The 25,807-nt window shown below is 70.4% G+C and carries 21 protein-coding genes; 16 read left to right on the forward strand and 5 right to left on the reverse strand.

The window, feature by feature from the left end:
* The first annotated feature begins 64 nt into the window (after positions 1-64).
* Positions 65-724 carry a nucleoside/nucleotide kinase family protein gene (locus LWJ43_RS25440; RefSeq protein WP_277334527.1) on the forward strand — a complete coding sequence of 220 codons (660 nt, stop codon included), beginning with the start codon at positions 65-67 and terminating at the stop codon, positions 722-724.
* 180 nt (positions 725-904) lie between these two features.
* Here LWJ43_RS25440 and LWJ43_RS25445 read toward each other — a convergent pair whose 3' ends face one another.
* From LWJ43_RS25445 to LWJ43_RS25455, 3 genes are all read right to left on the reverse strand, one after another.
* Positions 905-2,227: an MFS transporter gene (locus tag LWJ43_RS25445; RefSeq protein ID WP_462100911.1), complete on the reverse strand. Its 1,323-nt coding sequence runs from the start codon at positions 2,225-2,227 to the stop codon at positions 905-907.
* Between the two features lie 63 nt (positions 2,228-2,290).
* Positions 2,291-2,836 carry a methylated-DNA--[protein]-cysteine S-methyltransferase gene (locus LWJ43_RS25450; protein ID WP_277334528.1) on the reverse strand — a complete coding sequence of 182 codons (546 nt, stop codon included), beginning with the start codon at positions 2,834-2,836 and terminating at the stop codon, positions 2,291-2,293.
* A 48-nt stretch (positions 2,837-2,884) separates the two neighbouring features.
* Positions 2,885-3,757, reverse strand: a complete 873-nt coding sequence (locus LWJ43_RS25455; protein WP_277334529.1) for a glycerophosphodiester phosphodiesterase — start codon at positions 3,755-3,757, stop codon at positions 2,885-2,887.
* Between the two features lie 214 nt (positions 3,758-3,971).
* Between LWJ43_RS25455 and LWJ43_RS25460 the strand changes: the two genes are divergently transcribed.
* The 5 genes from LWJ43_RS25460 (at position 3,972) to LWJ43_RS25480 (ending at position 11,084) form a co-directional block, all read left to right on the forward strand.
* On the forward strand, positions 3,972-4,844 hold the full coding sequence (locus tag LWJ43_RS25460; RefSeq protein ID WP_277334530.1) for an MHYT domain-containing protein: 873 nt from the start codon (positions 3,972-3,974) through the stop codon (positions 4,842-4,844).
* Between the two features lie 39 nt (positions 4,845-4,883).
* The gene (gene uvrB / locus LWJ43_RS25465; protein ID WP_277334531.1) at positions 4,884-7,004 is read left to right on the forward strand and encodes an excinuclease ABC subunit UvrB; all 2,121 of its coding nucleotides are present in this window, start codon (positions 4,884-4,886) and stop codon (positions 7,002-7,004) included.
* 131 nt (positions 7,005-7,135) lie between these two features.
* Positions 7,136-7,714 (forward strand): TerD family protein, encoded by a 579-nt coding sequence (locus tag LWJ43_RS25470; protein WP_277334532.1) that lies wholly within the window; start codon positions 7,136-7,138, stop codon positions 7,712-7,714.
* A 138-nt stretch (positions 7,715-7,852) separates the two neighbouring features.
* Complete coding sequence (locus tag LWJ43_RS25475; RefSeq protein ID WP_277334533.1) at positions 7,853-9,820, forward strand: TerD family protein; 1,968 nt, start codon at positions 7,853-7,855, stop codon at positions 9,818-9,820.
* A 265-nt stretch (positions 9,821-10,085) separates the two neighbouring features.
* Positions 10,086-11,084, forward strand: coding sequence for a TerC family protein (locus tag LWJ43_RS25480; protein WP_277334534.1), 999 nt, complete (start codon positions 10,086-10,088; stop codon positions 11,082-11,084).
* A gap of 64 nt (positions 11,085-11,148) precedes the next feature.
* Here LWJ43_RS25480 and LWJ43_RS25485 read toward each other — a convergent pair whose 3' ends face one another.
* Both LWJ43_RS25485 and LWJ43_RS25490 read right to left on the reverse strand, forming a co-directional pair.
* Positions 11,149-11,805, reverse strand: coding sequence for an MBL fold metallo-hydrolase (locus LWJ43_RS25485; RefSeq protein ID WP_277334535.1), 657 nt, complete (start codon positions 11,803-11,805; stop codon positions 11,149-11,151).
* 10 nt (positions 11,806-11,815) lie between these two features.
* Positions 11,816-12,505 (reverse strand): maleylpyruvate isomerase family mycothiol-dependent enzyme, encoded by a 690-nt coding sequence (locus LWJ43_RS25490; protein ID WP_277334536.1) that lies wholly within the window; start codon positions 12,503-12,505, stop codon positions 11,816-11,818.
* Positions 12,506-12,681: 176 nt separating this feature from the next.
* On the opposite strand from LWJ43_RS25490, the gene uvrA reads away from it, so the two are divergent.
* The 10 genes from uvrA (at position 12,682) to secG (ending at position 25,757) form a co-directional block, all read left to right on the forward strand.
* Positions 12,682-15,699 (forward strand): excinuclease ABC subunit UvrA, encoded by a 3,018-nt coding sequence (gene uvrA / locus LWJ43_RS25495; protein WP_277334537.1) that lies wholly within the window; start codon positions 12,682-12,684, stop codon positions 15,697-15,699.
* Positions 15,700-15,940: 241 nt separating this feature from the next.
* Positions 15,941-16,369: a Rieske (2Fe-2S) protein gene (locus LWJ43_RS25500; RefSeq protein ID WP_277334538.1), complete on the forward strand. Its 429-nt coding sequence runs from the start codon at positions 15,941-15,943 to the stop codon at positions 16,367-16,369.
* Positions 16,370-16,474: 105 nt separating this feature from the next.
* A complete protein-coding gene (gene uvrC / locus LWJ43_RS25505) occupies positions 16,475-18,607 on the forward strand; it encodes an excinuclease ABC subunit UvrC (RefSeq protein WP_277334539.1) in 2,133 nt (710 codons plus the stop codon).
* Positions 18,604-19,569 (forward strand): RNase adapter RapZ, encoded by a 966-nt coding sequence (gene rapZ, locus LWJ43_RS25510; protein WP_277334540.1) that lies wholly within the window; start codon positions 18,604-18,606, stop codon positions 19,567-19,569. The genes uvrC and rapZ overlap by 4 nt, the downstream gene beginning before the upstream one ends.
* The gene (locus tag LWJ43_RS25515; protein WP_277334541.1) at positions 19,566-20,600 is read left to right on the forward strand and encodes a gluconeogenesis factor YvcK family protein; all 1,035 of its coding nucleotides are present in this window, start codon (positions 19,566-19,568) and stop codon (positions 20,598-20,600) included. Before rapZ ends, LWJ43_RS25515 begins: the two co-directional genes overlap by 4 nt.
* Positions 20,591-21,580 (forward strand): DNA-binding protein WhiA, encoded by a 990-nt coding sequence (gene whiA, locus LWJ43_RS25520; RefSeq protein ID WP_014156889.1) that lies wholly within the window; start codon positions 20,591-20,593, stop codon positions 21,578-21,580. The genes LWJ43_RS25515 and whiA overlap by 10 nt, the downstream gene beginning before the upstream one ends.
* A 684-nt stretch (positions 21,581-22,264) precedes the next feature.
* Positions 22,265-23,275 carry a type I glyceraldehyde-3-phosphate dehydrogenase gene (gene gap, locus LWJ43_RS25525; RefSeq protein WP_033303126.1) on the forward strand — a complete coding sequence of 337 codons (1,011 nt, stop codon included), beginning with the start codon at positions 22,265-22,267 and terminating at the stop codon, positions 23,273-23,275.
* 113 nt (positions 23,276-23,388) lie between these two features.
* Positions 23,389-24,600: a phosphoglycerate kinase gene (locus LWJ43_RS25530; protein WP_277334542.1), complete on the forward strand. Its 1,212-nt coding sequence runs from the start codon at positions 23,389-23,391 to the stop codon at positions 24,598-24,600.
* Positions 24,601-24,606: 6 nt separating this feature from the next.
* A complete protein-coding gene (gene tpiA, locus LWJ43_RS25535; protein WP_277334543.1) occupies positions 24,607-25,383 on the forward strand; it encodes a triose-phosphate isomerase in 777 nt (258 codons plus the stop codon).
* 137 nt (positions 25,384-25,520) lie between these two features.
* Positions 25,521-25,757: a preprotein translocase subunit SecG gene (gene secG, locus LWJ43_RS25540; protein WP_031094498.1), complete on the forward strand. Its 237-nt coding sequence runs from the start codon at positions 25,521-25,523 to the stop codon at positions 25,755-25,757.
* Positions 25,758-25,807: the final 50 nt, after the last annotated feature.

The raw sequence follows: 25,807 nt of genomic DNA on the forward strand, positions 1-25,807 counted from the left end.
GGTCGCGGTGGTCGGTCACCGGCGCACCGTGCGGATCATGATGCGGCAGCGCCATGATGGATCCGTGCACTTTGAACCCATCACCTGGACCCGGCTGGCACGCGCCCTCGCGGCCCACGCCGACGGACTCGAACCGGCCGACGGCGGGTCCTGGCTGAGGATCGGCGTCGACGGCGCGCCCGCGGCCCGCCCCGAGGAGACCGCCGCGCACCTCGCCGAGGCGCTGCGCGCCCGGGGGCGCCCGGTGCTCACGGTCTCCACGGACGGCTTCCTGCGCCCGGCCAGCCTGCGCTACGAATACGGCAAGGAGGACCCCGATTCGTACGCCGACGGCTGGTTCGACACCGGGGCCCTGTGGCGCGAGGTGTTCCGCCCGCTCGAGGCGGACGGCACCGGACGGGTCCTGCCCGACCTCTGGAACCCCGGCACGGACCGGGCGACCCGCAGCCCCTACCAGGTGCTGCCCGAGGGAGGGGTGCTGATCCTGCACGGGCCGCTGCTCCTCGGCCGGTGGTTCCCCTTCGACCTCACGGTCCATCTGAGCCTCTCGCCCGGTGCGCTGCGGCGGCGCACCGGGGAGGGCGAGCGGTGGACGCTGCCCGCCTTCGCGCGGTACGAGACCGAGGCCGGCCCGGCCGGCGCCGCGGACACGGTCGTACGTGCCGACGACCCGCACCATCCCGCCTGGACGGGGCTGGGAGGCGGAGTTCCGCCGACGACGTGATCGGCACGCCGCCTCGGAGTTCGGCCGACGCCGTGACCGGCACGCCACACCGAGCGCCTCCAGGCGCTGCGGTGTGGCGGGGACGTCCAGGGCGGACTTCACGCCTGAGGCATGCGCCATCTCCGGCGCGGGCGCGGTGGCCGCAAACCCCCGGCGCGGGGGCCGTCGCGCACCGGCCGGTCAGACCTTCGCGGACTCCCCGGCCGTACGTCCCACAGCCCTGCGCAGCGCGAGCGCGGCCATCGGCAGGAGGAGGCAGGCGACGACCGCGTTGAGCCAGCCGTAGCCCAGCCGGGAGACGATCACGCCGGCCACCGCGCCCCCGATGCCCGCCGCCGCGTTCATCGTGAGGTCGGAGAACCCCTGCGCGGCGGCCCGCGCCGCCTGCGGCACGGAGTCGGTGAGGAGCGCCGATCCGGCGACCAGCCCCGCCGACCAGCCCAGACCCAGGACGAAGAGCCCGGCGGCCGTCCGGGGGTGCGAACCCCCCGACGTACCGGCCAACAGGGCGGCGCAGCACAGCAGTCCGGCGGCCAGCCCGATGACGGAGAGCCGGCCGAACCGGTCGGCGAGCCGGCCCATGACGGGGGAGAACGCGTACATGCCCGCGATGTGGCCGCTGATCACCAGGCCGATCAGCTGGATGTCCGCACCGTGGTGTCCCAGATGTACGGGAGTCATCACCATCACGGAGACCATCGCGGTGTGGGACACGGCGACGGTCACGAGTGCCAGCCGGGCCATCGGGGCCGCCCGCACGGCGGCGATGCCCGCCCGCAGCGAGCGGCCCGCCGCGGGCGCCGTGTCCTCGGCGGCGAGCGCCCTGGCGGTCAGCAGCGGGTCCGGGCGCAGCAGCACGGCCACCAGGGCACCGGTGAGCAGGAAGATGACGAAGGCCCAGGCGTACGGTCCCGCGGTCTCCGGCACGAAGGTGCCCCGGAACACCCGGCTCGCCGGGGCGGCGATGTTGGGGCCGAGCACCGAACCGATCGTGGTCGCCCAGATGACGTGGGAGATCGCCCGGCCACGCCGTTCCGGCTCCGCGAGGTCGGCGGCCGCGAACCGCGCCTGGAGATTGGCCGACGAACCCGCGCCGAAACCTGCCATGCCGAGCAGCAGCAGGGGGAAGCTGCCCGCCACGGCGGCGGTCACCACGAGGAAGGCCCCCAGCGCCCCGGTCAGATACGCCAGGACGAGTCCCGGACGCCGGCCCCGCGAGGTCATCAGGGCGGCCAGCGGCAGCGACAGCAGCGCGGTGCCCGCCACGGAGGCGGTGGGCGCCAGCCCCGACAGCGCTTCGGAACCGCTGACCTCGGCCGCGAGGACCGGGGCCAGCGCGATACCGACGGCCACGCCCAGGCCGCCGAGTATCTGGCTGCCGATGAGCACGGCCGATATGCGCCGACGCAGGGCCGGCAGCTCGGCCGCCGTGATCCGGGATGAAGGTGCGGGGAAGGCTGTCGTCACCGCCGCAGTGTGCCAGCTCGCAGCGCCGTGCGACATCGGGCCGGTGTGGTGGATCGTGCGGTACGGCAGGGCACGTCCGCCGCGTGCGACCGCCGGGGTTCAGAACAGCGGCTGCGGAAGCATCCCCTCCAGTGCCAGCAGTCGCCGCTTCGTCTCCAGCCCGCCCCCGAACCCGCCGAGCCCGCCGTCGCTCTCCACCACCCGGTGGCACGGAACCACCACCGGCAGCGGATTGGAGCCCATGGCCGCGCCCACGGCCTGGGCGGCCTGCGGCCGGCCGACCCGGGCCGCCAGGTCCCCGTACCCCACGACCGTGCCGTAGGGCACGCCGGACGCCAGCTCGCGGAGCACCTCGCGGTGGAAACCGGAGCTCAGCGACCAGTCCAGGGCGAGCGAGAACTCCCGGAGCCCTCCCGCGAAGTACACCGCGAGCTGACGGACCGGCTCGGCCAGCAGTGCGGAGTCCGGTGCCTCCACGGGCTCGGCGCCCAGCCTCTTCCGCAGCTGCCCGAGGGCCCTGTCGCGGATCGCCGGGCGCGCGTGGAGGACCACGGTCACCAGGCCCTGGCGGGTCGCGGCGAGCAGGAGCGGTCCGATGCCGCTCGGCACGACGGACCACTCCACGACCCGCTCATCGCTCTCCATGCGCCCACGGTACGGCGAGGTACCGACAGCGCCGCCCCGCCGGACCGCTCAGCGGGTGGCGTCCCGGACGACGTCGGGGTTGTTGGTGATGATGCCGTCCACTCCGAAGCCGGCCACCTGCGCCGCCCTCGCCGCGTCGTTCACCGTCCAGGTGTTCACCCGGAGCGGCTTGCCGTGGGGGCCCTTCAGCTTCTGGACCGCCGCGACGTAGTCGGCGCCGATCGTCGTGTGCGACGGGTTGATCTGGTCGGTGAACGCCGCGTACGACGGCAGATCGGCCACGGCGGGGGTGCCGAGGAAGCCCGTGACGACGTCCGGGCGCCGGGCGTGGACAGTTTTCACACTCTCTGCACCGAAGCTCTGGATGATCAGTTTGCTCCTGACGTGGCCGCGGTCGAGCCAGCCCTCCGCGCGCAGCACGCGGAGGGTCTCCTTCTCGATGCCCGGGTAGATCTCGGGGCTCTTGATCTCCAGGAGCAGCTTCTGGTGGTTGCGCTCGAGCCGGTGCAGGTACTGCGTGAGCGTCGGCACCCGGGCACCCGCGAAGCCGGCGCCGAACCAGCTGCCCGCGTCCAGCTTCGCGATCTCCGCCGCGGTGAAGTCCTTGACCGCCCAGGGCGCACGGCCGGGGTAGACCTCCTCCGCGTCCGTGGTCCTGCTCAGGGTGGTGTCGTGCACGACGACCAGCACGCCGTCCTTGGTGAGCTGCACGTCGTTCTCCACCCACGCGATGCCCAGATCGTCCGCGGCGTCCACGGCCGCGAGGGTGTTCTCCGGGGCGTAGGCGGACGCGCCCCGATGGGCGTAGACCACCGGGCTGTCCTGGGTGCCCGAGGCCTGCGCCTGGGTGGCGGGCAGCAGGAAGCAGGTGCCGAGCAGGGCGGCTGCTGCACCGGAGGCGGTTGCTGTGCGTACGGACACGTGTACTCCTCGCGTGGGGATGCGGACACGTCGAGATTCGCACCCCATGCCCAACAGAGGGGAGGGTGGTGATGGCCGAGTTGTGAACGGAATGTTGGGTACCGGATCCCCGGAGGGCTCGGAGGCGGATAAAATGCCGCTCTTATGTTTGCTTGCCGGGCCTCGCCCTTTAGGGTCACCCCGAACCCGGGCACACCGCGAAGGGCGTACCAGCATGCAGGGCACAGTCGACGGATTCACCTACGGAGCCGTGACCCCCGTCACGGCGTTCCTCATGGCCTGTCTCGGTGCAGCGCTCGGTCTCCGGTGCACCGCGCGGTCCCTGCGCGCGAGAGGCACCTCCAGGGCCGGATGGCTGGCCCTCGGCGCGACCTCCATCGGATCCGGTATCTGGACGATGCACTTCATCGCGATGCTGGGCTTCAGCGTCAGGGAGGCGCCGGTCAGCTACGACAGGCCCCTCACCTACGCCAGCCTCGCCGTGGGGGTCGGGATGGTGGGGGTCGGCATCTTCCTGGTCGGCTACCGGGGCGCGACCCGCATGGCACTGGTCACCGGAGGGACGATCACCGGCCTCGGGGTCGCCTCCATGCACTACCTCGGCATGGCCGGAATGAACTTCGGGGGAGTGTTCGAGTACGACACGCTCACGGTCTCGCTGTCCGTCGTCATCGCCGTGGTGGCCGCGACCGTCGCGCTCTGGGCGGCCGTCTCCGTCCACGGCTTCCTTCCCAGCCTCGGCGCCAGCGTCGTCATGGGCGTGGCCGTGAGCGGGATGCACTACACGGGAATGGCCGCGCTCCAGGTGCACCTGCACCCCGACGCCGCACCCGCACCGCCCGGTGAGGCGCCCACCTCGCTGCTCCTGCCGATGATGATCGGGCCGGGCTGCTTCCTGCTCCTCGCCGCGGTGGTCGTGATGATCGACCCCCTGGTGGTGTCCGGTGCCTCCGGGCGGGCGGGCCGGCGGCCGGGGCAGGCCCTCCCGCGCGGCGGGCCGGTGACCCCGATCCCCGTCCAGCGCCGCCGCACACCGCCGTACGCGACCACCGCGCACAGGGCCGCCCGGCAGCCGCGGAACCGCTGATCCCCCGCCGTTGTCAGTGAGGGGTCGTACGGTGGTTGCATGCGGCCAGTCTCGAAGATCGAACGTTCGGTGGCGCCTTTCGAGGTCGTCAGTCCCTACCAGCCCAGCGGCGACCAGCCCGCGGCCATCGCCGAGCTGGACCGGCGCGTCCGCGCGGGGGAGAAGGACGTCGTCCTGCTCGGCGCGACGGGCACGGGCAAGTCGGCGACGACCGCCTGGATGATCGAGAAGCTGCAGCGCCCCACCCTGGTGATGGCGCCGAACAAGACGCTGGCGGCCCAGCTCGCCAACGAGTTCCGCGAGCTCCTCCCGAACAACGCCGTCGAGTACTTCGTCTCGTACTACGACTACTACCAGCCCGAGGCGTACGTCCCGCAGTCGGACACCTACATCGAGAAGGACTCCTCGATCAACGAGGAGGTCGAGCGGCTGCGGCACTCCGCCACGAACTCGCTGCTCACCCGGCGGGACGTCGTCGTGGTCGCCTCCGTCTCCTGCATCTACGGCCTGGGCACCCCGCAGGAGTACGTGGACCGCATGGTCCAGCTCAAGGTCGGCGACGAGATCGACCGTGACCAGCTGCTGCGCCGCTTCGTCGAGATGCAGTACACCCGCAACGACCTGGCGTTCACCCGCGGCACCTTCCGGGTGCGCGGCGACACCATCGAGATCTTCCCGGTCTACGAGGAGCTCGCCGTCCGCATCGAGATGTTCGGTGACGAGATCGAGGCCCTCTCCACGCTCCACCCGCTCACCGGCGAGATCATCAGCGAGGACAGGTCGCTCCACGTCTTCCCCGCCAGCCACTACGTCGCGGGCCCCGAGCGCATGGAGAAGGCGGTCGGCCGCATCGAGAGGGAGCTGGAGCAGCGCCTCGCCGAGCTGGAGAAGCAGGGCAAGATGCTGGAGGCCCAGCGGCTGCGCATGCGCACGACGTACGACATCGAGATGCTCCGCCAGATCGGCACCTGCTCCGGCGTCGAGAACTACTCGATGCACTTCGACGACCGCGACCCCGGGACGGCCCCCCACACCCTCCTCGACTACTTCCCCGAGGACTTCCTCCTCGTCCTGGACGAGTCGCACGTCACCGTCCCGCAGATCGGCGCGATGTACGAGGGCGACGCCTCCCGCAAGCGGACCCTCGTCGACCACGGCTTCCGGCTGCCCTCCGCGCTGGACAATCGCCCGCTGAAGTGGGAGGAGTTCCTGGGCCGGATCAACCAGACGGTGTACCTCTCCGCCACCCCCGGGAAGTACGAGCTGTCCCGCGGCGACGGTTTCGTCGAGCAGATCATCCGGCCCACCGGTCTCGTCGACCCGGAGGTCGTCGTCAAGCCGACAGAGGGCCAGATCGACGACCTGGTCCACGAGATCCGCAAGCGGACCGAGAAGGACGAGCGCGTCCTGGTCACCACCCTCACGAAGAAGATGTCCGAGGACCTCACCGACTACTTCCTCGAGCTGGGCATCCAGGTCCGGTACCTCCACAGCGACGTCGACACGCTGCGCCGCATCGAGCTGCTGCGCGAGCTGCGTTCCGGTGAGTACGACGTCCTGGTGGGCATCAACCTCCTGCGGGAGGGCCTCGACCTGCCCGAGGTGTCGCTCGTCGCGATCCTCGACGCGGACAAGCAGGGCTTCCTGCGCTCCGGCACCTCGCTGATCCAGACCATCGGGCGTGCCGCCCGTAACGTCTCGGGCCAGGTCCACATGTACGCGGACAAGATCACACCGGCGATGGCGCAGGCCATCGACGAGACCAACCGCCGGCGCGAGAAGCAGATCGCCTACAACACCGAGCGGGGCGTCGACCCGCAGCCGCTCCGCAAGAAGATCAACGACATCGTCGCCTCCATCGCCCGCGAGGAGGTCGACACCGAGCAGTTGCTCGGCACCGGCTACCGGCAGGCCAAGGACACCAAGGCCCCGGTCCCCTCGCTGGGCGGCAAGGCCGGCGCGGGGGGCAAGGCGAAGAAGGGCGGCGCGGTGGTCACGGACCGGCCCGCCACCGAACTCGCGGGGATCATCGAGGAGATGACGGACCGCATGCGGGCGGCCGCCGCCGACCTGCAGTTCGAGGTGGCCGCCCGGCTGCGCGACGAGGTGGGCGAGCTGAAGAAGGAACTGCGCCAGATGAGGGAGGCGGGGCTGGCCTGACCCGTGGGGGTCCGCAGTGTTGCAGGACCGACACGAAAACGGCCCTTCACTCCTTCCGCCGTGGTGTGACTGCGTAGGGTGCGAGGAAGCCGCACACCGACGGGTGCGGGGCAGCGGAGAGGGGACAGCGCGTGACGGTCAACATGACCAAGGGCCAGGCCATCAGCCTGCAGAAGAGCGACGGGGGGACCCTGACCGCGGTACGGATGGGGCTCGGCTGGCAGTCGGCCCCGCGGCGCGGGCTGTTCGGCTCGCGCACCCGGGAGATCGACCTGGACGCTTCGGCGGTGCTCTTCGCCGACAAGCAGCCCGTGGACGTCGTGTTCTTCCGCCACCTGGTCAGCGACGACGGCTCGGTCAAGCACACCGGCGACAACCTGGTCGGCGGCGCCGGCTCCGGTGGCGACGACGAGGCGATCCTGGTCGACCTGCAGCGGGTCCCGGTCCACATCGACCAGATCGTCTTCACGGTGAACTCGTTCACCGGCCAGACGTTCCAGGAGGTGCAGAACGCCTTCTGCCGCATCGTCGACGAGACCAACGGCCAGGAGCTCGCCCGCTACACCCTGGACGGCGGCGGCCAGTACACGGCCCAGATCATGGCGAAGGTGCACCGCGCGGGCGGCGGATGGCAGATGACCGCCCTCGGCAACCCGGCCAACGGCCGGACCTTCCAGGACCTGATGCCGTCGATCCTGCCCCACCTGTAGGCACGGCCGGGGCGGCACGCCTGGCCCACGAACGCGTACGAGCAGCTCCCGGAGGCACCGCCGCCGGGAGCTGCGTCCATGGCAGGGCACCGGCTCTCCGTGGCAGGGCACCACACCGAACGTCGAGGGGACAGGGCGATGACGGCCGAGCTGGTCCGGGGACAGAACCACAGCTTGCCCCAGACCCGTCTGGAGATCAGGGTGTCGGCGGGCTCACCCGTCGTGGCCGGGGCCACGCTCGGGGACGAGCGCGGCACGGTCCGCGGCCCCGGGCGGATCGCCCATCCCGCCTCGCACCGGGTGCCCGGACTGGAGGTGTCGAGGCAGGCGGCCGCCGACCACCGGCTGGCCGTGGACCTGGACTCCCTGCCCGCCGCGGTGCACCGCGTCACCGTGTTCCTCGCCCTGCCCGTGGGAGCCGGACGACCGCTCAGCTTCGGCGCGGTCGCCGCGCCCTTCGTCGCCGTCACCGGGCTCGACGGCACCGAGACAGCCACGTTCACCCTCACCGGACTGGACACCGAGTCGGCCGTGTCCGCCCTGGAGATCTACCGCCGCCAGGGTGCGTGGAAGGTCCGCGCCGTCGGCCAGGGCTACGCCACCGGGCTCGCGGGTCTCTTCGCGGACCAAGGGGTGGCGGAGGCCGCGGAGACCGCCGCCGTCATCCAGGACGCCGTCGCCTCCGGGCTCGCCCGCTCCGTGACACCGCCGCCCCGGACCCCCGAGGGTGAGCGGGTGCGCCACCCCGCGGGCCCGGCCGCCTCCGGAACCGGCGGCCGGCCGTCGTCCTCCGAGGTGCAGCCCCCGCCGTCACCGTCCCCCGGGGCGCAGCCCACGGAGCCGCTGGGCGATCCGACGGCCTCGCGCGCCGGGGCTCCCGGCGGCCCCATCGACTACGCGCACCCCCGGCGCCAGGCCTCGGCGCCGCCCCCGCCGCCTCCGACGGCGCCGCCCGCCGCCCCCGGCCTGCCCGCGCAGCCGGTCGCCGGTGACGCCACCGGCTGGTCCATGGACGAGCGCCTCTACAACCAGATCTGGGGCATGTTCGAGGACCTCGCCCGCGCCGTCGCCGCCTACCGCAGCGCCGTCGACTTCGCCGAGTCCCGGATGGACCAGGAGCTGGACCGCACCCTTTCCGACCCCCGCAGCCGCATCGGCGGTGCGGGTGACCGTGCCCGTGAGGCGGCCCGGGCCAAGCGCGACGAGCTCACCGGCCGGGCCCGGGAGGCGCTGGACCGCGATCTCGCCCAGCTGGCCGCCGAGTCCGCGGTCGTGGAGCCCGCCCTCCCCGCGGCCTACGCGGGCTGGGACAACCCCGTCTGGCACGGCTACCGCGTCCCGATGGAGATGCCCATGGCCCTGCGCATCGGGGACCTCCGGCTGAGCGAGGCCCCCGATCTGCGCATCCCGCTGCTGGTGCGGCTTCCCCTGGAGCGCGGGATCTGGATCGACAGCGGGCGTACGGCCTCCGAGGCGGCTGCCTCGACGACCGGGGACCAGTTGCGCGGCCTGGCCGTGGAGACCGCGGCCACCCTGGCCGCACGGCTGCTCGCCGTCCACCCGGCGGACATGTTCTCCGTGCACGTCATCGACCCGGCGGGTTCCGCCGCGGGCCCGCTCTCACCCTTGGTCGGATCCGGGGTTCTCGCCGGTCCGCCCGCCACCGGGGCGCAGGGCGTGGCGTCGGTCCTCGCCCACCTCACCCGGCGCGTCGACCTGGTGCAGATGGCGATCAGGGCCGGTGCCGCGGACGCGCTGCCCCCGGACCTCGACACGGGGGAGCACCTGCTGATCGTCAACGACTTCCCGCACGGCTTCGACGACAGGGCCGTCACCCAGCTGCGCTATCTGGCCGACGAGGGGCCGTCGGTGGGGGTGCACCTGCTGATGGTGGCCGACCGCGAGGACGCCCGCGCCTACGGACCCGTGCTCGACCCCCTGTGGCGTTCCCTGCTGCGGATCACCCCCGTGGCCGACGACCACCTCGCCGACCCCTGGGTGGGCCACGCGTGGACGTACGAGCCGCTGAGGACGCCGCAGGGCAGCAACGTCCTGGAACAGGTGCTCGACCTGGTGGCCGAGGCACGGCGCGGGGGCCGCCGCTGAGGGGGGGGACGGTCGATCAGATACAGCCACGTGGGCTCTGACCTGGCATTTTGATCACCCCTTGGCGCGGACTTTACCGTTTCTTGGTGTTTCCTGTACTGTTCTTGGTGCGGAGGGGAGTACTCCCGATCGCGGCGTTCCCGTCAGTACGGACTGTGACCGGTCCCGGGGCGTCGGCCCGGCGCGCATCCCGCGCTCCCGGGTGGAAGAGACCTCCGGCAGCGACGACGCTGATCTATAGCCGTAGCGAACTGCCGGAGGCGCAGTGGACGTTTCATGGACTCTTTGGACGCTGACCATTCTCGGTCTCGTCGCCCTCATCTCCGTCGACTTCTTCATCGGGCGCAAGCCTCATGACGTGTCGACCAAGGAAGCCGGAATCTGGACCGTCGTCTGGATCACCCTGGCCGTTCTCTTCGGGCTCGGTCTGCTGGTCTTCGGCGAGAGCCAGGCCTCGGGCGAGTTCTTCGCCGGCTTCATCACCGAGAAGTCGCTCAGTGTGGACAACCTGTTCGTCTTCGTCCTGATCATGGCGAAGTTCTCGGTGCCCTCCCACCTGCAGCAGCGGGTGCTGCTGATCGGTGTGCTGATCGCACTGGTGCTGCGGGCGATCTTCATCGCCGCCGGTGCCGCGGTCATCGCCAACTTCTCGTGGGTCTTCTACATCTTCGGCGCGTTCCTGATCTACACCGCCTGGAAGCTGATCAAGGAGGCCCGGGCCGACGAGGAGGAGGACGACTTCGAGGAGAACCGTCTCCTCAAGTCGATCGAGCACCGCTTCGGTGTCGCCGACAAGTACCACGGCACCAAGCTCTTCATCCGGAACAACGGCAAGCGCGTCATGACCCCCCTGATGGTGGTCATGCTCGCCATCGGCACCACCGATGTGCTCTTCGCGCTGGACTCCATCCCGGCGATCTTCGGCCTGACCCAGGACCCGTACATCGTCTTCACCGCCAACGCCTTCGCCCTGATGGGCCTGCGTCAGCTGTACTTCCTCATCGGCGGTCTGCTGAAGAAGCTGGTCCACCTCAGCTACGGGCTCTCGGTGATCCTCGGGTTCATCGGCGTCAAGCTGGTGCTGCACGCCCTGCACGAGTCCGGGGTGCACGTCCCGGAGATCTCCATCCCGTTCTCCCTCACCGTCATCTGCGGCGTCCTGGTGATCACCACGATCACCAGCCTCATCGCCACCAGGAAGCAGGAAGCGGCGGAGAAGGACGAGCAGAAGGACGACAGCGAGAACGTCGGCGCGGAGAAGTAGCGCGGGCGGACACACCGACGGCCGGGGCCCCGAGGGGCACCCGGCCGTCGGGCGTTTCACGCGTTCACCAGCCGCGCTCACGCCACTGCGGCAACTGGGGGCGCTCGGCGCCGAGCGTGGTGTCGTGGCCGTGACCCGGGTACACCCACGTCTCGTCCGGCAGGCGGTCGAAGAGCTTGGTCTCCACGTCGTGGAGCAGGCTCGCGAACGCCTCCGGGTCCTTGTGCGTATTGCCTACGCCGCCGGGGAAGAGGCAGTCCCCCGTGAACAGGTGCGGGGCACCGTGCGGGTCGTCGTAGACCAGGGCGATGGACCCCGGGGTGTGACCGGTCAGGTGCCTGGCGGTCAGCGTCACCCGGCCCACCCGGATCGTGCCGTCGTCGTCGACGAGCTCGTCGGTCGGGACCGGGATGCCCTCGGCGTCGTACCTCCCGGCATACGTCCGGGCCCCGGTGGCCGCCACCACCTCGCCGAGCGCCTGCCAGTGGTCACCGTGCCGGTGGGTCGTGACCACGGAGGCGATGCCGTCCTCGCCGATCAGCCGCAGCAGGACCCCGGCCTCGGCGGCCGCGTCGATGAGGAGCTGCTCACCGGTGGCCCGGCAGCGCAGCAGATACGCGTTGTTGTTCATCGGACCGACGGCGACCTTGGAGATCATCAGATCCGTCAGCTCGTGCACATCGGCAGGTCCGCCGACCTTCACCGTTCCGCTGTACGTCATGTGACGCAGCCTATAGCGGGGGCAGCGCGGGAAGACCGCCGCCGTCCACCGCCAGCGCCGAGCCGTCACGGCGTCCGCAGAACCAGCCGAGGATGTCGGGGGCCGTCCCCCGGACGGTGACCGGAGGACCGTCGGAGCCGCCGCCCGTGGTCCACAGCCGGCCGTCCTCGGTGACCGCCGTCGTGGCGACGACGCCGGGGTGCCCGGCGAACCGCTCCGCCAGGAAGTCGTTCTCCCGGATCACGAACTCCTCCGGCAGGTCCTCCAGCTCGTACCCCATCCCCAGGTCGACGTGGTGCAGCTCGACCTCGATCCAGCGGCGGAAGGGGATCCGGGACGCCGAGTCCGTCACACCGTTGCGCAGGGTGACCGTGCGGGCCGGGTCGGCCGGCGCCTCCGCGGCCGCCAGGAAGGCCGCGGCGCTCGCGCGCAGGTCGGCGAGCTGCTCGGCCAGGGGGCGGGGGGCGTCGCGTTCGATGTCGGCGTCCCGGGTTTCGCTGTTCGCGTACATCGGGCGCCCCTGGAGAACATTTACGAGGGCGTCGGCGTTACGTGACAGGTGGGCAAGAACATGGCCGCGGCTCCAGCCCGGCAGACGCGACGGCTCGGCAAGGAAGCCGTCGTCCCTCTTGCCCGTGGCACCGAGCAGCCGATCGGTCGCTCCACGTACAGCTTCCAGGTCGCGCGCATGATCAGTCATGGGCCGAGCGTAGACCTCCGCCACTCGTTCGGGTGATGGAGTTCTCGACCGACCTTAAATCGAATGCGCGTGCTATAAGCTCGGAGTCGAAAGCTTCGTACATCGCTGTGGCGCCCCCCATACCCTGGGACAGGGGCTCAGTTCCCCCACTTCTCTCCAGAAAGGTGCGGACCGGCGTGGCCGACCGTCTCATCGTCCGTGGCGCGCGCGAGCACAACCTGAAGAACGTCTCGCTCGATCTCCCCCGTGACTCCCTCATCGTCTTCACCGGGCTCTCCGGATCGGGCAAGTCGTCGCTCGCGTTCGACACGATCTTCGCCGAGGGCCAGCGGCGCTACGTGGAATCGCTCTCCTCGTACGCCCGGCAGTTCCTCGGCCAGATGGACAAGCCGGACGTGGACTTCATCGAAGGCCTCTCGCCCGCCGTCTCCATCGACCAGAAGTCGACCTCGCGCAACCCGCGCTCGACGGTCGGCACCATCACCGAGGTCTACGACTACCTCCGGCTGCTCTTCGCCAGGATCGGCAAGCCGCACTGCCCCGAGTGCCACCGGCCGATCTCGCGCCAGTCGCCGCAGGCCATCGTCGACAAGGTGCTCGGGCTGCCCGAGGGCAGCCGCTTCCAGGTCCTCTCGCCGCTGGTGCGGGAGCGCAAGGGCGAGTTCGTCGACCTCTTCGGCGACCTCCAGACCAAGGGCTACAGCAGGGCCAGGGTCGACGGCGAGACCATCCAGCTGTCCGAGCCGCCCAAGCTGAAGAAGCAGGAGAAGCACACCATCGAGGTGGTCATCGACCGCCTGACGGTGAAGGACAGCGCCAAGCGCCGGCTGACCGACTCCGTCGAGACGGCACTGGGCCTCTCCGGCGGCATGGTCGTGCTCGACTTCGTCGACCTCGAGGCGGACGACCCCGAGCGTGAGCGGATGTACTCCGAGCACCTCTACTGCCCGTACGACGACCTCTCCTTCGAGGAGCTGGAGCCTCGCTCCTTCTCCTTCAACAGCCCCTTCGGCGCCTGCCCCGACTGCACGGGCATCGGTACGCGCATGGAGGTCGACCCGGACCTGATCGTCCCCGACGAGGAGAAGTCCCTCGACGAAGGCGCGATCCACCCCTGGTCCCACGGCCACACCAAGGAGTACTTCGGCCGTCAGATCACCGCACTCTCCGAGGCGCTCGGGTTCCGCACGGACATCCCCTGGGCCGGGCTGCCGCAGCGTGCCAAGAAGGCGCTGCTCCACGGCCACAAGATCCAGACAGAGGTCCGCTACCGCAACAGGTACGGGCGCGAGCGCGCCTACACCACCCCCCGTTTCGAGGGTGCGGTCCAGTACGTCAAGCGCCGCCACTCCGAGGCCGAGAGCGACTCCAGCAGGGAGCGCTTCGAGGGCTACATGCGCGAGGTGGCCTGTCCGACCTGTGAGGGCACCCGGCTCAAGCCGCTGGTCCTCGCGGTGACGGTGATGGAGAAGTCCATCGCCGAGGTCGCCGCGATGTCGATCAGCGAGTGCGCCGAGTTCCTCGGCCGCCTCACGCTGAACGCCCGCGACAAGAAGATCGCCGAGCGGGTCCTCAAGGAGGTCAACGAGCGCCTGAAGTTCCTCGTCGACGTCGGCCTCGACTACCTCTCGCTGAACCGCGCCGCGGGCACCCTGTCCGGGGGCGAGGCGCAGCGCATCCGGCTCGCCACCCAGATCGGGTCCGGCCTGGTCGGCGTGCTGTACGTCCTGGACGAGCCGTCCATCGGCCTGCACCAGCGCGACAACCACCGGCTGATCGAGACCCTGGTCCGGCTGCGCGACATGGGCAACACGCTCATCGTCGTCGAGCACGACGAGGACACCATCAAGGTCGCCGACTGGGTCGTCGACATCGGCCCCGGCGCGGGCGAGCACGGCGGCAAGGTCGTCCACTCCGGCTCGCTCAAGGAACTGCTGGCCAACGACGACTCGATCACCGGCCAGTACCTCGCGGGCAGGAGGGCCATCGCGATGCCGGACGTCCGGCGTCCCGTCGACCCGAAGCGCCGGCTCACGGTGCACGGTGCCCGGGAGAACAACCTCCAGGACATCGACGTCTCCTTCCCGCTCGGTGTGCTCACGGCGGTCACCGGTGTCTCCGGATCCGGGAAGTCGACCCTGGTCAACGACATCCTGTACACGCATCTGGCGCGTGAGCTCAACGGCGCCAAGTCGGTGCCCGGGCGGCACACCCGGGTCGACGGCGACGACCTCGTCGACAAGGTCGTCCACGTCGACCAGTCGCCGATCGGCCGCACGCCCCGCTCCAACCCGGCCACGTACACCGGAGTCTTCGACCACGTCCGCAGGCTGTTCGCCGAGACGATGGAGGCGAAGGTGCGCGGCTATCTGCCGGGCCGCTTCTCCTTCAACGTCAAGGGCGGCCGCTGCGAGAACTGCTCCGGCGACGGCACCATCAAGATCGAGATGAACTTCCTGCCCGACGTGTACGTCCCGTGCGAGGTCTGCCACGGTGCGCGCTACAACCGGGAGACGCTGGAGGTCCACTACAAGGGCAAGTCCATCGCCGAGGTGCTGGACATGCCGATCGAGGAGGGCCTGGAGTTCTTCGAGGCCGTCCCGACGATCGCGCGCCACCTGCGCACGCTCAACGAGGTGGGCCTCGGGTACGTCAGGCTCGGCCAGTCCGCGCCGACGCTCTCCGGCGGCGAGGCGCAGCGGGTGAAGCTGGCGAGCGAGCTGCAGAAGCGCTCCACCGGCCGTACGGTCTACGTCCTGGACGAGCCGACGACGGGTCTGCACTTCGAGGACATCAGCAAGCTCATCTCCGTGCTCTCGGGTCTGGTCGACAAGGGCAACACGGTGATCGTCATCGAGCACAACCTCGACGTCGTCAAGACAGCCGACTGGGTCGTCGACATGGGTCCGGAGGGCGGCAACGGCGGCGGGCTGGTCGTCGCCGAGGGCACCCCGGAGCACGTCGCGTCGGTGCCGGCCAGTCACACCGGGAAGTTCCTCCAGGAGATCCTGGGCGCGGACAGGGTCGGTGAGGCCGCGGTGCCCGCCGCACGGAAGGCACGTAAGGCGCCCGCGAAGAAGGCCGTCGCCGCCAAGGCGGCCACGGCCCGCAGGACGGCCACGGCCAGGACGGCCACGAAGGCGGCTGCCGAGCAGCCCGCGCCGAAGAAGGCCGCCCGCGCGCGGAAGGCCTGACAGCGCCGGTCCGGGACGGCCCCCCTGCGCCAGGGAGCCGTCCCGGACCGCCGAAGCGCGTCCCCGGCCTTTCCTCTGCACCCCCGGTCCTCTCCGGGCCCGGTCGAAGGGCCGTCGTTCTCCGCCGGTATCGTCGGGTCTGTCGCCCATGCCTTCAGGTGTGGCCCGTGCCCGGAGTCCGTGGCACCCGGTGCCCGGACGGTGACGGCGGCTCTCTGTCCCCCCGACCAGTGGAGACCGCATGTCCGGCCTGCCCGCAGCCCGCCGCACCGTACTGAAGGGCGCCGCTCTCGCCGGTGCCGCCGGCCTGGGAGCGGCGGCCTGCTCCACGGAGTCGAAGCTCGGCCACGCGCAGACACCCACGCCCACCGCGCCCGTGGAGCTCGGTGCCGCCGACGAGGTCCCGGTCGGCGGGGCGAAGCTCTACCGGGAGCAGCGCGTAGTCGTGAGCTGCCAGGCCGCAGGCCAGTACAAGGCCTTCAGCGCGCAGTGCACCCACGCCGGCTGCCTCCTGGACAAGGTCGAGGGCAACGAGGGCAACTGCCCGTGCCACGGCAGCCGCTTCGACATGACCACGGGCAAGGCGCTCCACGGGCCCGCCACCGTGCCCCTGCCCTCCGTCCCTCTGAAGGTCGAGGGCGGAAAGCTCGTCGCGGGTCCCGAAGCCTGACCGTCGCGGTCCGTCACGGCCCGTCACACGGGCCGCTCGGCCCGTCATGGACCCCGGGGGCCAGGGAATGCCGCTCTGTCACCGCCCGCAAGTAGGGTGTGAGACATGGCAGACCCCTCCAGCTACCGCCCCAAGCCGGGACAGATCCCCGACTCCCCGGGGGTCTACAAATTCCGCGACGAACACCGCCGGGTGATCTACGTCGGGAAGGCCAAGAACCTGCGCCAGCGCCTGGCCAACTACTTCCAGGACCTGGCCGGCCTGCACCCGCGTACCCGCACGATGGTCACCACGGCCGCCTCCGTGGAATGGACTGTCGTCTCCACCGAGGTCGAGGCGCTTCAGCTGGAGTACTCCTGGATCAAGGAGTTCGACCCCCGGTTCAACGTCAAGTACCGAGACGACAAGAGCTATCCCTACCTCGCGGTCACGCTCAACGAGGAGTTCCCGCGCGTCCAGGTCATGCGCGGCGCCAAGAAGAAGGGCGTGCGCTACTTCGGTCCGTACGGCCACGCCTGGGCGATCCGTGAGACGGTCGACCTGATGCTCAGGGTCTTCCCCGTGCGCACCTGCTCCGCCGGTGTGTTCAAGAACGCCGAGCGCACCGGCCGCCCCTGTCTCCTCGGTTACATCGGCAAGTGCTCCGCCCCCTGCGTCGGACGCGTCACGCCCGAGGAACACCGGGAGCTGGCCGAGGACTTCTGCTCCTTCATGACGGGCCGGACCGGGACGTACATCCGCCGTCTCGAGAAGGACATGACGCAGGCGGCCGAGGAGATGGAGTACGAGCGCGCGGCCCGGCTGCGCGACGACGCGGAGGCGCTCAAGCGCGCCATGGAGAAGAGCGCCGTCGTTCTCGCCGACGCCACGGACGCCGACCTGATCGCCGTCGCCGAGGACGAACTCGAGGCAGCCGTCCAGATCTTCCACGTCCGCGGCGGACGGGTGCGCGGCCAGCGCGGCTGGGTCACCGACAAGGTCGAGGCCGTCGACACCTCGGGCCTGGTGGAACACGCGCTCCAGCAGTTGTACGGCGAGGAGTCGGGCGACTCCGTCCCCAAGGAGGTGCTGGTCCCGGCGCTCCCCGAGGACCCTGATGCCGTGTCCCAGTGGCTCGCGGACCGCAGGGGGGCGCAGGTCAGCCTGCGCATCCCGCAGCGGGGCGACAAGAAGGACCTGATGGGCACGGTCCAGCGCAACGCCCAGCAGGCCCTCGGGCTGCACAAGACCAGGCGAGCGTCCGACCTCACGACGCGTTCCCGGGCCCTGGAGGAGATCGCCGAGGCACTCGGCCTCGACACCGCACCGCTGCGCGTCGAGTGCTTCGACATCTCGCACCTCCAGGGTGACGACGTGGTCGCGTCGATGGTGGTCTTCGAGGACGGCCTCGCGCGCAAGAGCGAGTACCGCCGCTTCCAGATCAAGGGATTCGAGGGCCAGGACGACGTCCGGTCCATGCACGAAGTCATCGGCCGCCGCTTCAAGCGCTACCTCCAGGAGAAGGAACGGACGGGGGAGTGGGAGGACAGCCCGGCACCCACCGGGCCCGTTCCCGCGCCCGCGCACGCGACCACCCCGCCCGGGCCGGACGGGCCCACGGCGGACGGGGCGCGGCCTCCCGCGCACGGATCCACCCCGCCCCCTGCCGGGACGGCGGAGCCCGCGGCACCGGAGCCCGTCTCCGTCCGGGAGGAGCCCCGCGAGGACGACGGCCGTCCCAAGCGGTTCGCCTACCCCCCGCAGCTCGTCGTCGTCGACGGAGGGCAGCCCCAGGTCGCCGCGGCCAAGCGTGCCCTGGACGAGCTGGGCATCGACGACATCGCCGTCTGCGGTCTCGCCAAGCGCCTCGAGGAGGTCTGGCTGCCCGACGACGACGATCCGGTGGTCCTGCCACGCTCGAGCGAGGGCCTCTACCTCCTCCAGCGCATCCGGGACGAGGCCCACCGCTTCGCCATCACCTACCAGCGGGCCAAGCGGGCCAAGCGCATCCGCAGCAGCCCCCTGGACGACGTGCCGGGCCTCGGCGAGACCCGCAAGCAGGCGCTGATCAAGCATTTCGGCTCCGTCAAGAAGCTGCGGCAGGCGACAATCGACGAGATCTGCGAAGTGCCGGGGATAGGGCGCAGGACCGCCGAATCGGTGGCCGTGGCCTTCGCGGCCGCCGCCCCGGCCGCACCTGCCGTGAACACCGCCACAGGAGAGATCATTGAAGACGACGACGGGGGCGACAGGACATGACAGAGCACGCGCATGAACGCCGGGACGACCGCGGCCGAGCAGACGGAGCAGCAGACGTGAGTACGGGAAGCACCACGCAGAAGGCCGAGGCCGCGACGCCCGCCATTCCCGAGCTGGTGATCATCTCCGGAATGTCGGGCGCCGGGCGCAGCACCGCCGCCAAGTGTCTGGAGGACCTCGGCTGGTTCGTCGTCGACAACCTGCCGCCCGCGCTGATCCCCACGATGGTGGAGCTCGGCGCCCGGTCCCAGGGCAACGTCGCCCGCATCGCCGTCGTCGTCGACGTGCGGGGCCGCCGCTTCTTCGACAACCTCCGGGAGTCCCTCGCGGACCTGGAGGCCAAGCACGTCACCCGGCGGATCGTCTTCCTGGAGTCCTCCGACGACGCCCTCGTACGCCGCTTCGAATCGGTTCGCCGCCCGCACCCGCTCCAGGGCGACGGCCGTATCGTCGACGGAATCGCGGCCGAGCGCGACCTGCTGCGTGAGCTGCGCGGCGACGCCGACCTCGTCATCGACACCTCCAGCCTCAACGTCCACGAGCTGCGCGCCAAGATGGACGCGCAGTTCGCCGGTGACGAGGAACCGGAGCTGCGGGCGACGGTGATGTCGTTCGGCTTCAAGTACGGACTGCCGGTCGACGCCGACCTCGTCGTCGACTGCCGGTTCCTGCCCAACCCGCACTGGGTTCCGGAGCTCCGCCCCTTCACCGGGCTCAACGAGGAGGTCTCCGACTACGTCTTCGACCAGCCGGGCGCCAAGGAGTTCCTCAACCAGTACACGGAACTCCTGCAGCTCATCGCCGCGGGCTACCGCCGCGAGGGCAAGCGTTACGTGACCATCGCCGTCGGGTGCACGGGCGGTAAGCACCGTTCCGTCGCCATGTCGGAGAAGCTGGCCACCCGGCTGGCCACCGAAGGGATCGAGACCGTCCTCGTCCACCGGGACATGGGGCGCGAGTGACCAGTCGCAATCTGCGTCAGCGCCGGCTGAGCAGGGCCACGGCCGCGCTCTCCCGCCGCAAGCGCGGCGCACAGCCCAAGGTCGTCGCCCTCGGCGGCGGCATGGGGCTCTCGGCCTCGCTCACGGCGCTGCGCCGGATCACCGGCGATCTGACGGCCGTGGTGACCGTCGCCGACGACGGCGGTTCCAGCGGCCGGCTGCGCGAGGAGCTCGGCGTCCTTCCTCCGGGCGACCTCCGCAAGGCGCTGGCCGCACTGTGCGGGGACGACGACTGGGGCCAGACCTGGGCCCAGGTCATCCAGCACCGCTTCGAGTCCAAGGGGGACCTGCACGAGCACGCGGTGGGCAATCTGCTCATCGTCGCGCTCTGGGAACAGCTGGGCGACCATGTGCAGGCCCTCGACCTGGTCGGCAAGCTGCTCGGGGCACACGGCAGGGTGCTGCCGATGTCCGCCGTCCCCCTGGAGCTGCAGGCGCTGGTGACGGGCCACGACCCCCAGCGCCCGGAGGACACGGTCACCGTGCGCGGACAGGCGACGGTGGCGCTGACCCCCGGCGAGGTGCAGTCCGTCCACGTCGTACCGGCCGATCCGCCCGCCGTCCCCGAGGCGGTGGCCGCGGTGCTCGACGCCGATTGGGTGGTTCTCGGTCCGGGGTCCTGGTTCTCCTCCGTGATTCCGCATCTACTGGTGCCCGAGCTGCTCGACGCACTGGTGACGACGAAGGCCCGCAAGGTCCTCTCGCTGAACCTCGCACCGCAGCCCGGTGAAACAGAAGGCTTCTCACCGCAGCGTCATTTGGAGGTTTTGGGACGACACGCCCCTAAACTCGCCATGGACGTGGTGCTGGCCGATGAGGCCGCCGTGCCTGACCGTGAGTCCCTCGCCGACGCCGCCCAGCGGCTCGGAGCCGCGGTCGAGCTGGCCCCCGTGGCCTCACCCGACGGCGTTCCGATTCATGATCCGGAGCTGTTGGCCGCCGCGTACGACCGTATTTTCCGGATGCATGGAAGGATCGGCCCATGGCGATGACGCCAGCGGTGAAGGACGAAATCTCTCGGCTTCCCGTGACACGGACCTGCTGCAGAAAGGCAGAGGTCTCGGCGATCCTCCGGTTCGCGGGCGGGCTGCACCTGGTGAGCGGCCGCATCGTGATCGAGGCCGAGCTGGACACGGGGAACGCGGCACGCCGGCTCAAGCGGGACATCCTGGAGATCTTCGGGCACAGCTCGGAGCTGATCGTGATGGCCCCCGGCGGTCTGCGCCGGGGTTCCCGATTCGTCGTGCGGGTGGTGGCGGGAGGGGACCAGCTGGCCCGTCAGACCGGTCTGGTGGACGGCCGCGGCCGTCCCATCCGCGGGCTGCCCCCGCAGGTGGTCTCGGGGGCCACCTGCGACGCGGAGGCCGCCTGGCGCGGAGCCTTCCTCGCCCACGGTTCGCTCACCGAGCCCGGCCGTTCCTCGTCACTGGAGGTGACCTGCCCCGGCCCGGAGGCCGCCCTGGCCCTGGTCGGCGCGGCCCGCAGGCTCTCCATCGCGGCCAAGGCCCGCGAGGTGCGGGGCGTGGACCGCGTCGTCGTGCGTGACGGTGACGCGATCGGGGCGCTGCTGACCCGGCTGGGAGCCCACGACGCGGTGCTGGCCTGGGAGGAGCGCCGCATGCGGCGCGAGGTCCGTGCCACGGCCAACCGGCTCGCCAACTTCGACGACGCCAACCTCCGCCGCTCCGCCCGCGCCGCGGTCGCCGCGGGCGCCCGGGTGGGGCGCGCGCTGGAGATCCTGGGCGAGGAGGTCCCGGAGCACCTCGCGGCGGCCGGACGGCTGCGCATGGAGCACAAGCAGGCCTCCCTGGAGGAGCTAGGGGCGCTCGCCGACCCGCCGCTGACCAAGGACGCGGTCGCCGGCCGTATCCGGCGCCTGCTGGCCATGGCCGACAAGCGTGCCCAGGACCTCGGTATCCCGGGCACGGAATCGACCCTCGGCGAGGAGCTGGCCGACGGCCTCGTGGGCTGACCGCCACCGGACTGCCCCGGCCGCTTTCCCCGGCGGCCGGGGCGGTTCCGTTCGCCGGGCGGGGAAGGCTGCGGCCGACCGCCGTTTCCGGCCGTCCGGGGTGTGAACCACGCGAGAATCAGCCGAAGGGTATTTTCGAAATGGTGCGGTGGGCGATCCGTATGACGGGAATATGTGCCACCCGCATAGTCGATTGAGTGCGGCCCCGCCCAATTGAGCGGCGGGCTACGCGGTTCGTCATGCGGGTACTCCGGAAGTGCGCAGGTAAACCGGGGTTCTTTATCGGTTGAGTAGCAGGCCGCCCAATTGAGCGGCGGACTCGCGGGTGCGCTCCCGTGATGTGCACGGGCCGCCGCCCGGCCCGCCGGAACCGCAGGACCGCTCCTGCCGCGGTGACTCCCGGTGATGTCGCGCCATGGGCCGTCATGGTCCGCCCTTCAGCCGCAAGGGGACAGGCTTCGGGGGGCGTTGACGCTTCGTGACCGCGTCGCGGCCGTTGTTCGCGAGGTTTCCCGTCCGGCCGGAATCCCTTGCTCCTACTCGGGAGTAAGGAGATCCCTCTTCGCACCACTGCTCTCGATGTCACTCCTGAGGCTTCGGAGAGGTAGGGTCGGAGGCGGTCGGGGACATCCCTATAAAACTCGCCGGCATCGAAACCGGCGTTCCTAACGAGGAGATCGGTTCGTGACGATCCGCGTAGGCATCAACGGCTTTGGCCGCATCGGTCGTAACTACTTCCGCGCGCTGCTGGAGCAGGGTGCGGACATCGAGATCGTGGCTGTCAACGACCTGGGTGACACTGCGACCACGGCTCACCTGCTGAAGTACGACACCATTCTGGGTCGTCTCAAGGCAGAGGTCAGCCACACCGCCGACACCATCACCGTCGACGGTCACACCATCAAGGTGCTCTCCGAGCGCAACCCGGCCGACATCCCCTGGGGTGAGCTGGGCGTCGACATCGTCATCGAGTCGACCGGCATCTTCACCAAGAAGGCCGACGCCGAGAAGCACATCGCCGGTGGCGCCAAGAAGGTCCTCATCTCGGCTCCGGCCAAGGACGAGGACATCACCATCGTGATGGGCGTCAACCAGGACAAGTACGACGCGGCCAACCACCACGTCATCTCCAACGCCTCCTGCACCACCAACTGTGTGGCGCCGATGGCCAAGGTTCTCGACGAGAACTTCGGCATCGTCAAGGGCCTGATGACGACGGTCCACGCGTACACGAACGACCAGCGCATCCTGGACTTCCCGCACTCGGACCTGCGTCGCGCCCGCGCCGCCGCCGAGAACATCATCCCGACCACGACGGGCGCCGCCAAGGCGACCGCCCTGGTCCTCCCGCAGCTCAAGGGCAAGCTCGACGGCATCGCGATGCGCGTCCCGGTCCCGACCGGCTCCGCCACCGACCTCGTCGTGACCCTGCAGCGCGAGGTCACCAAGGACGAGGTCAACGCCGCGTTCAAGAAGGCTTCCGACGACGGCGACCTCAAGGGTTTCCTGACGTACACCGAGGACCCGATCGTCTCCTCGGACATCGTCGGCGACCCGTCGTCCTGCACCTTCGACTCCTCCCTGACCATGGTCCAGGAGGGCAACTCGGTGAAGATCCTCGGCTGGTACGACAACGAGTGGGGTTACTCCAACCGCCTCGTCGACCTGACCGTCTTCGTCGGCGGCCAGCTCTGATCCTAGGATCGGCAGGCATCCAGGTGTGATGTGAGGGGCTCGGACGGCGCGACGCGGCGCCGTTCGAGCCCCCTCGCATGCTCATCCGTCCTTCCAAGGAGTATTGGGAACAGATGAAGACGATCGACGAACTTCTCGCCGAAGGGGTCGCGGGCAAGCGGGTATTCGTCCGCGCCGACCTCAACGTGCCGCTGGACGGCACCACGATCACCGACGACGGCCGCATCCGCGCCGTCCGCCCGACGGTCTCCGCGCTCGCCGCTGCCGGCGCGCGGGTCGTCGTCGCCTCGCACCTCGGCCGGCCGAAGGGAGCCCCGGACCCGGCCTTCTCGCTGGCCCCCGCCGCCGCGCGCCTGGGCGAGCTCCTCGGATCCGAGGTCGCCTTCGCGACCGACACCGTCGGCGAGTCCGCCCGTGCCACGGTCGCGGCCCTCACCGACGGCCAGGTCGCCGTCATCGAGAACCTCCGCTTCAACGCCGGTGAGACGTCGAAGGACGACGCCGAGCGCGGCGCCTTCGCCGATCAGCTCGCCGAGCTCGCCGACGTCTACGTCGGGGACGGCTTCGGCGCCGTCCACCGCAAGCACGCCTCGGTCTTCGACCTTCCGGCGCGGCTGCCGCACGCCGCAGGCGGTCTGATCGCCACCGAGGTCGGCGTCCTGAAGAAGCTCACCGAGGACGTCGCGCGCCCCTACGCCGTGGTCCTCGGCGGTGCCAAGGTCTCCGACAAGCTCGGCGTCATCGACCACCTGCTGGAGAAGGCCGACCGCATCCTGATCGGCGGCGGCATGGCGTACACCTTCCTCAAGGCCCAGGGTCACGAGGTGGGCATCTCGCTCCTCCAGGAGGACCAGGTCCCGGCCGTCCAGGGGTACCTCAAGCGGGCCGAGGAGCTCGGTGTGGAGTTCGTGCTCCCCGTCGACGTCCTCGTCGCCCACGAGTTCCCGGACCTGAAGAGCAAGGCCCCGGCGAACCCCACCACGGTCGCCGCCGACGCCATCCCGGCCGACCAGGAGGGCCTCGACATCGGGCCCGCGACCCGCGAGCTGTACGCTGCGAAGCTCGCCGACGCGGCCACCGTCTTCTGGAACGGCCCGATGGGCGTCTTCGAGCACCCCGACTACGCGCAGGGCACCAAGGCCGTCGCCCAGGCACTCGTCGACTCCCAGGCCTTCAGCGTCGTCGGCGGCGGGGACTCCGCGGCCGCCGTGCGCATCCTGGGCTTCGACGAGAACGCATTCGGCCACATCTCGACCGGTGGCGGCGCCAGCCTCGAATACCTCGAAGGCAAGACGCTTCCCGGACTCGCCGCACTGGAGGACTGACCCTCAATGACCACCCGCACCCCGCTCATGGCGGGCAACTGGAAGATGAACCTCAACCACCTCGAGGCCATCGCACACGTCCAGAAGCTCGCTTTCGCACTGGCCGACAAGGACTACGACGCCGTCGAGGTCGCCGTCCTGCCGCCCTTCACCGACCTGCGCTCCGTGCAGACGCTGGTCGACGGCGACAAGCTGAAGATCAAGTACGGCGCCCAGGACCTGTCCGCGCAGGACTCCGGTGCGTACACCGGTGAGATCTCCGGCCCGATGCTCGCCAAGCTGAAGTGCACCTTCGTCGCCGTCGGTCACAGCGAGCGCCGCCAGTACCACGGCGAGAACGACGAGATCTGCAACGCCAAGGTGAAGGCCGCCTACAAGCACGGCCTGACCCCGATCCTCTGCGTCGGCGAGGGCCTGGACATCCGCAAGGCCGGTGACCAGGTGGCCTACACGCTGGCGCAGCTCGACGGCGCGCTGAAGGACATCCCGGCCGAGCAGGCCGAGTCCGTCGTGATCGCCTACGAGCCGGTCTGGGCCATCGGGACCGGCGAGGTCGCCACCCCCGAGGACGCCCAGGAGGTCTGCGGCGCGATCCGCCGCAGGCTGGCCGAGCTGTACACGCAGGAGCTGGCCGACGCCGTCCGCATCCAGTACGGCGGCTCGGTGAAGTCGGGCAACGTCGCGGCCATCATGGCGCAGCCCGACGTGGACGGTGCCCTGATCGGCGGCGCCGCGCTGGACGCCGACGAGTTCGTCAAGATCGTCCGCTTCCGCGACCAGTAGGATCGCCGCCTCCGCGGCCGGTGAGTATGCGGTGGCGCGGATCCGTCGTACCCTTGCGGGGGCCGAGGGGGGTGTACCCCCGGGCCCCCGCTGTTCGTACATGCAGTCCTAGGAATTCCGGAAAGTAGGGACCAGCCGTGGTTTTGGCGTTCGAGATCGCCCTGATCGTCTTCAGCCTGCTGCTGATGCTGCTGGTGCTGATGCACAAGGGAAAGGGCGGCGGCCTGTCCGACATGTTCGGTGGTGGAATGCAGTCGTCCGTGGGCGGCTCGTCGGTCGCCGAGCGGAACCTCGACCGCATCACCGTCGTGGTCGGTCTGGGATGGTTCGCGTGCATTGTCGTCCTCGCTCTGCTCATCAAGCTGGACAGCTGACCCGTCGTCCGCGATTCCCGGTGACGGTGTAACTCCTTTCACTGGACGCG

It is taken from the genome of Streptomyces sp. JH34 (assembly GCF_029428875.1).
Classification (GTDB): domain Bacteria; phylum Actinomycetota; class Actinomycetes; order Streptomycetales; family Streptomycetaceae; genus Streptomyces.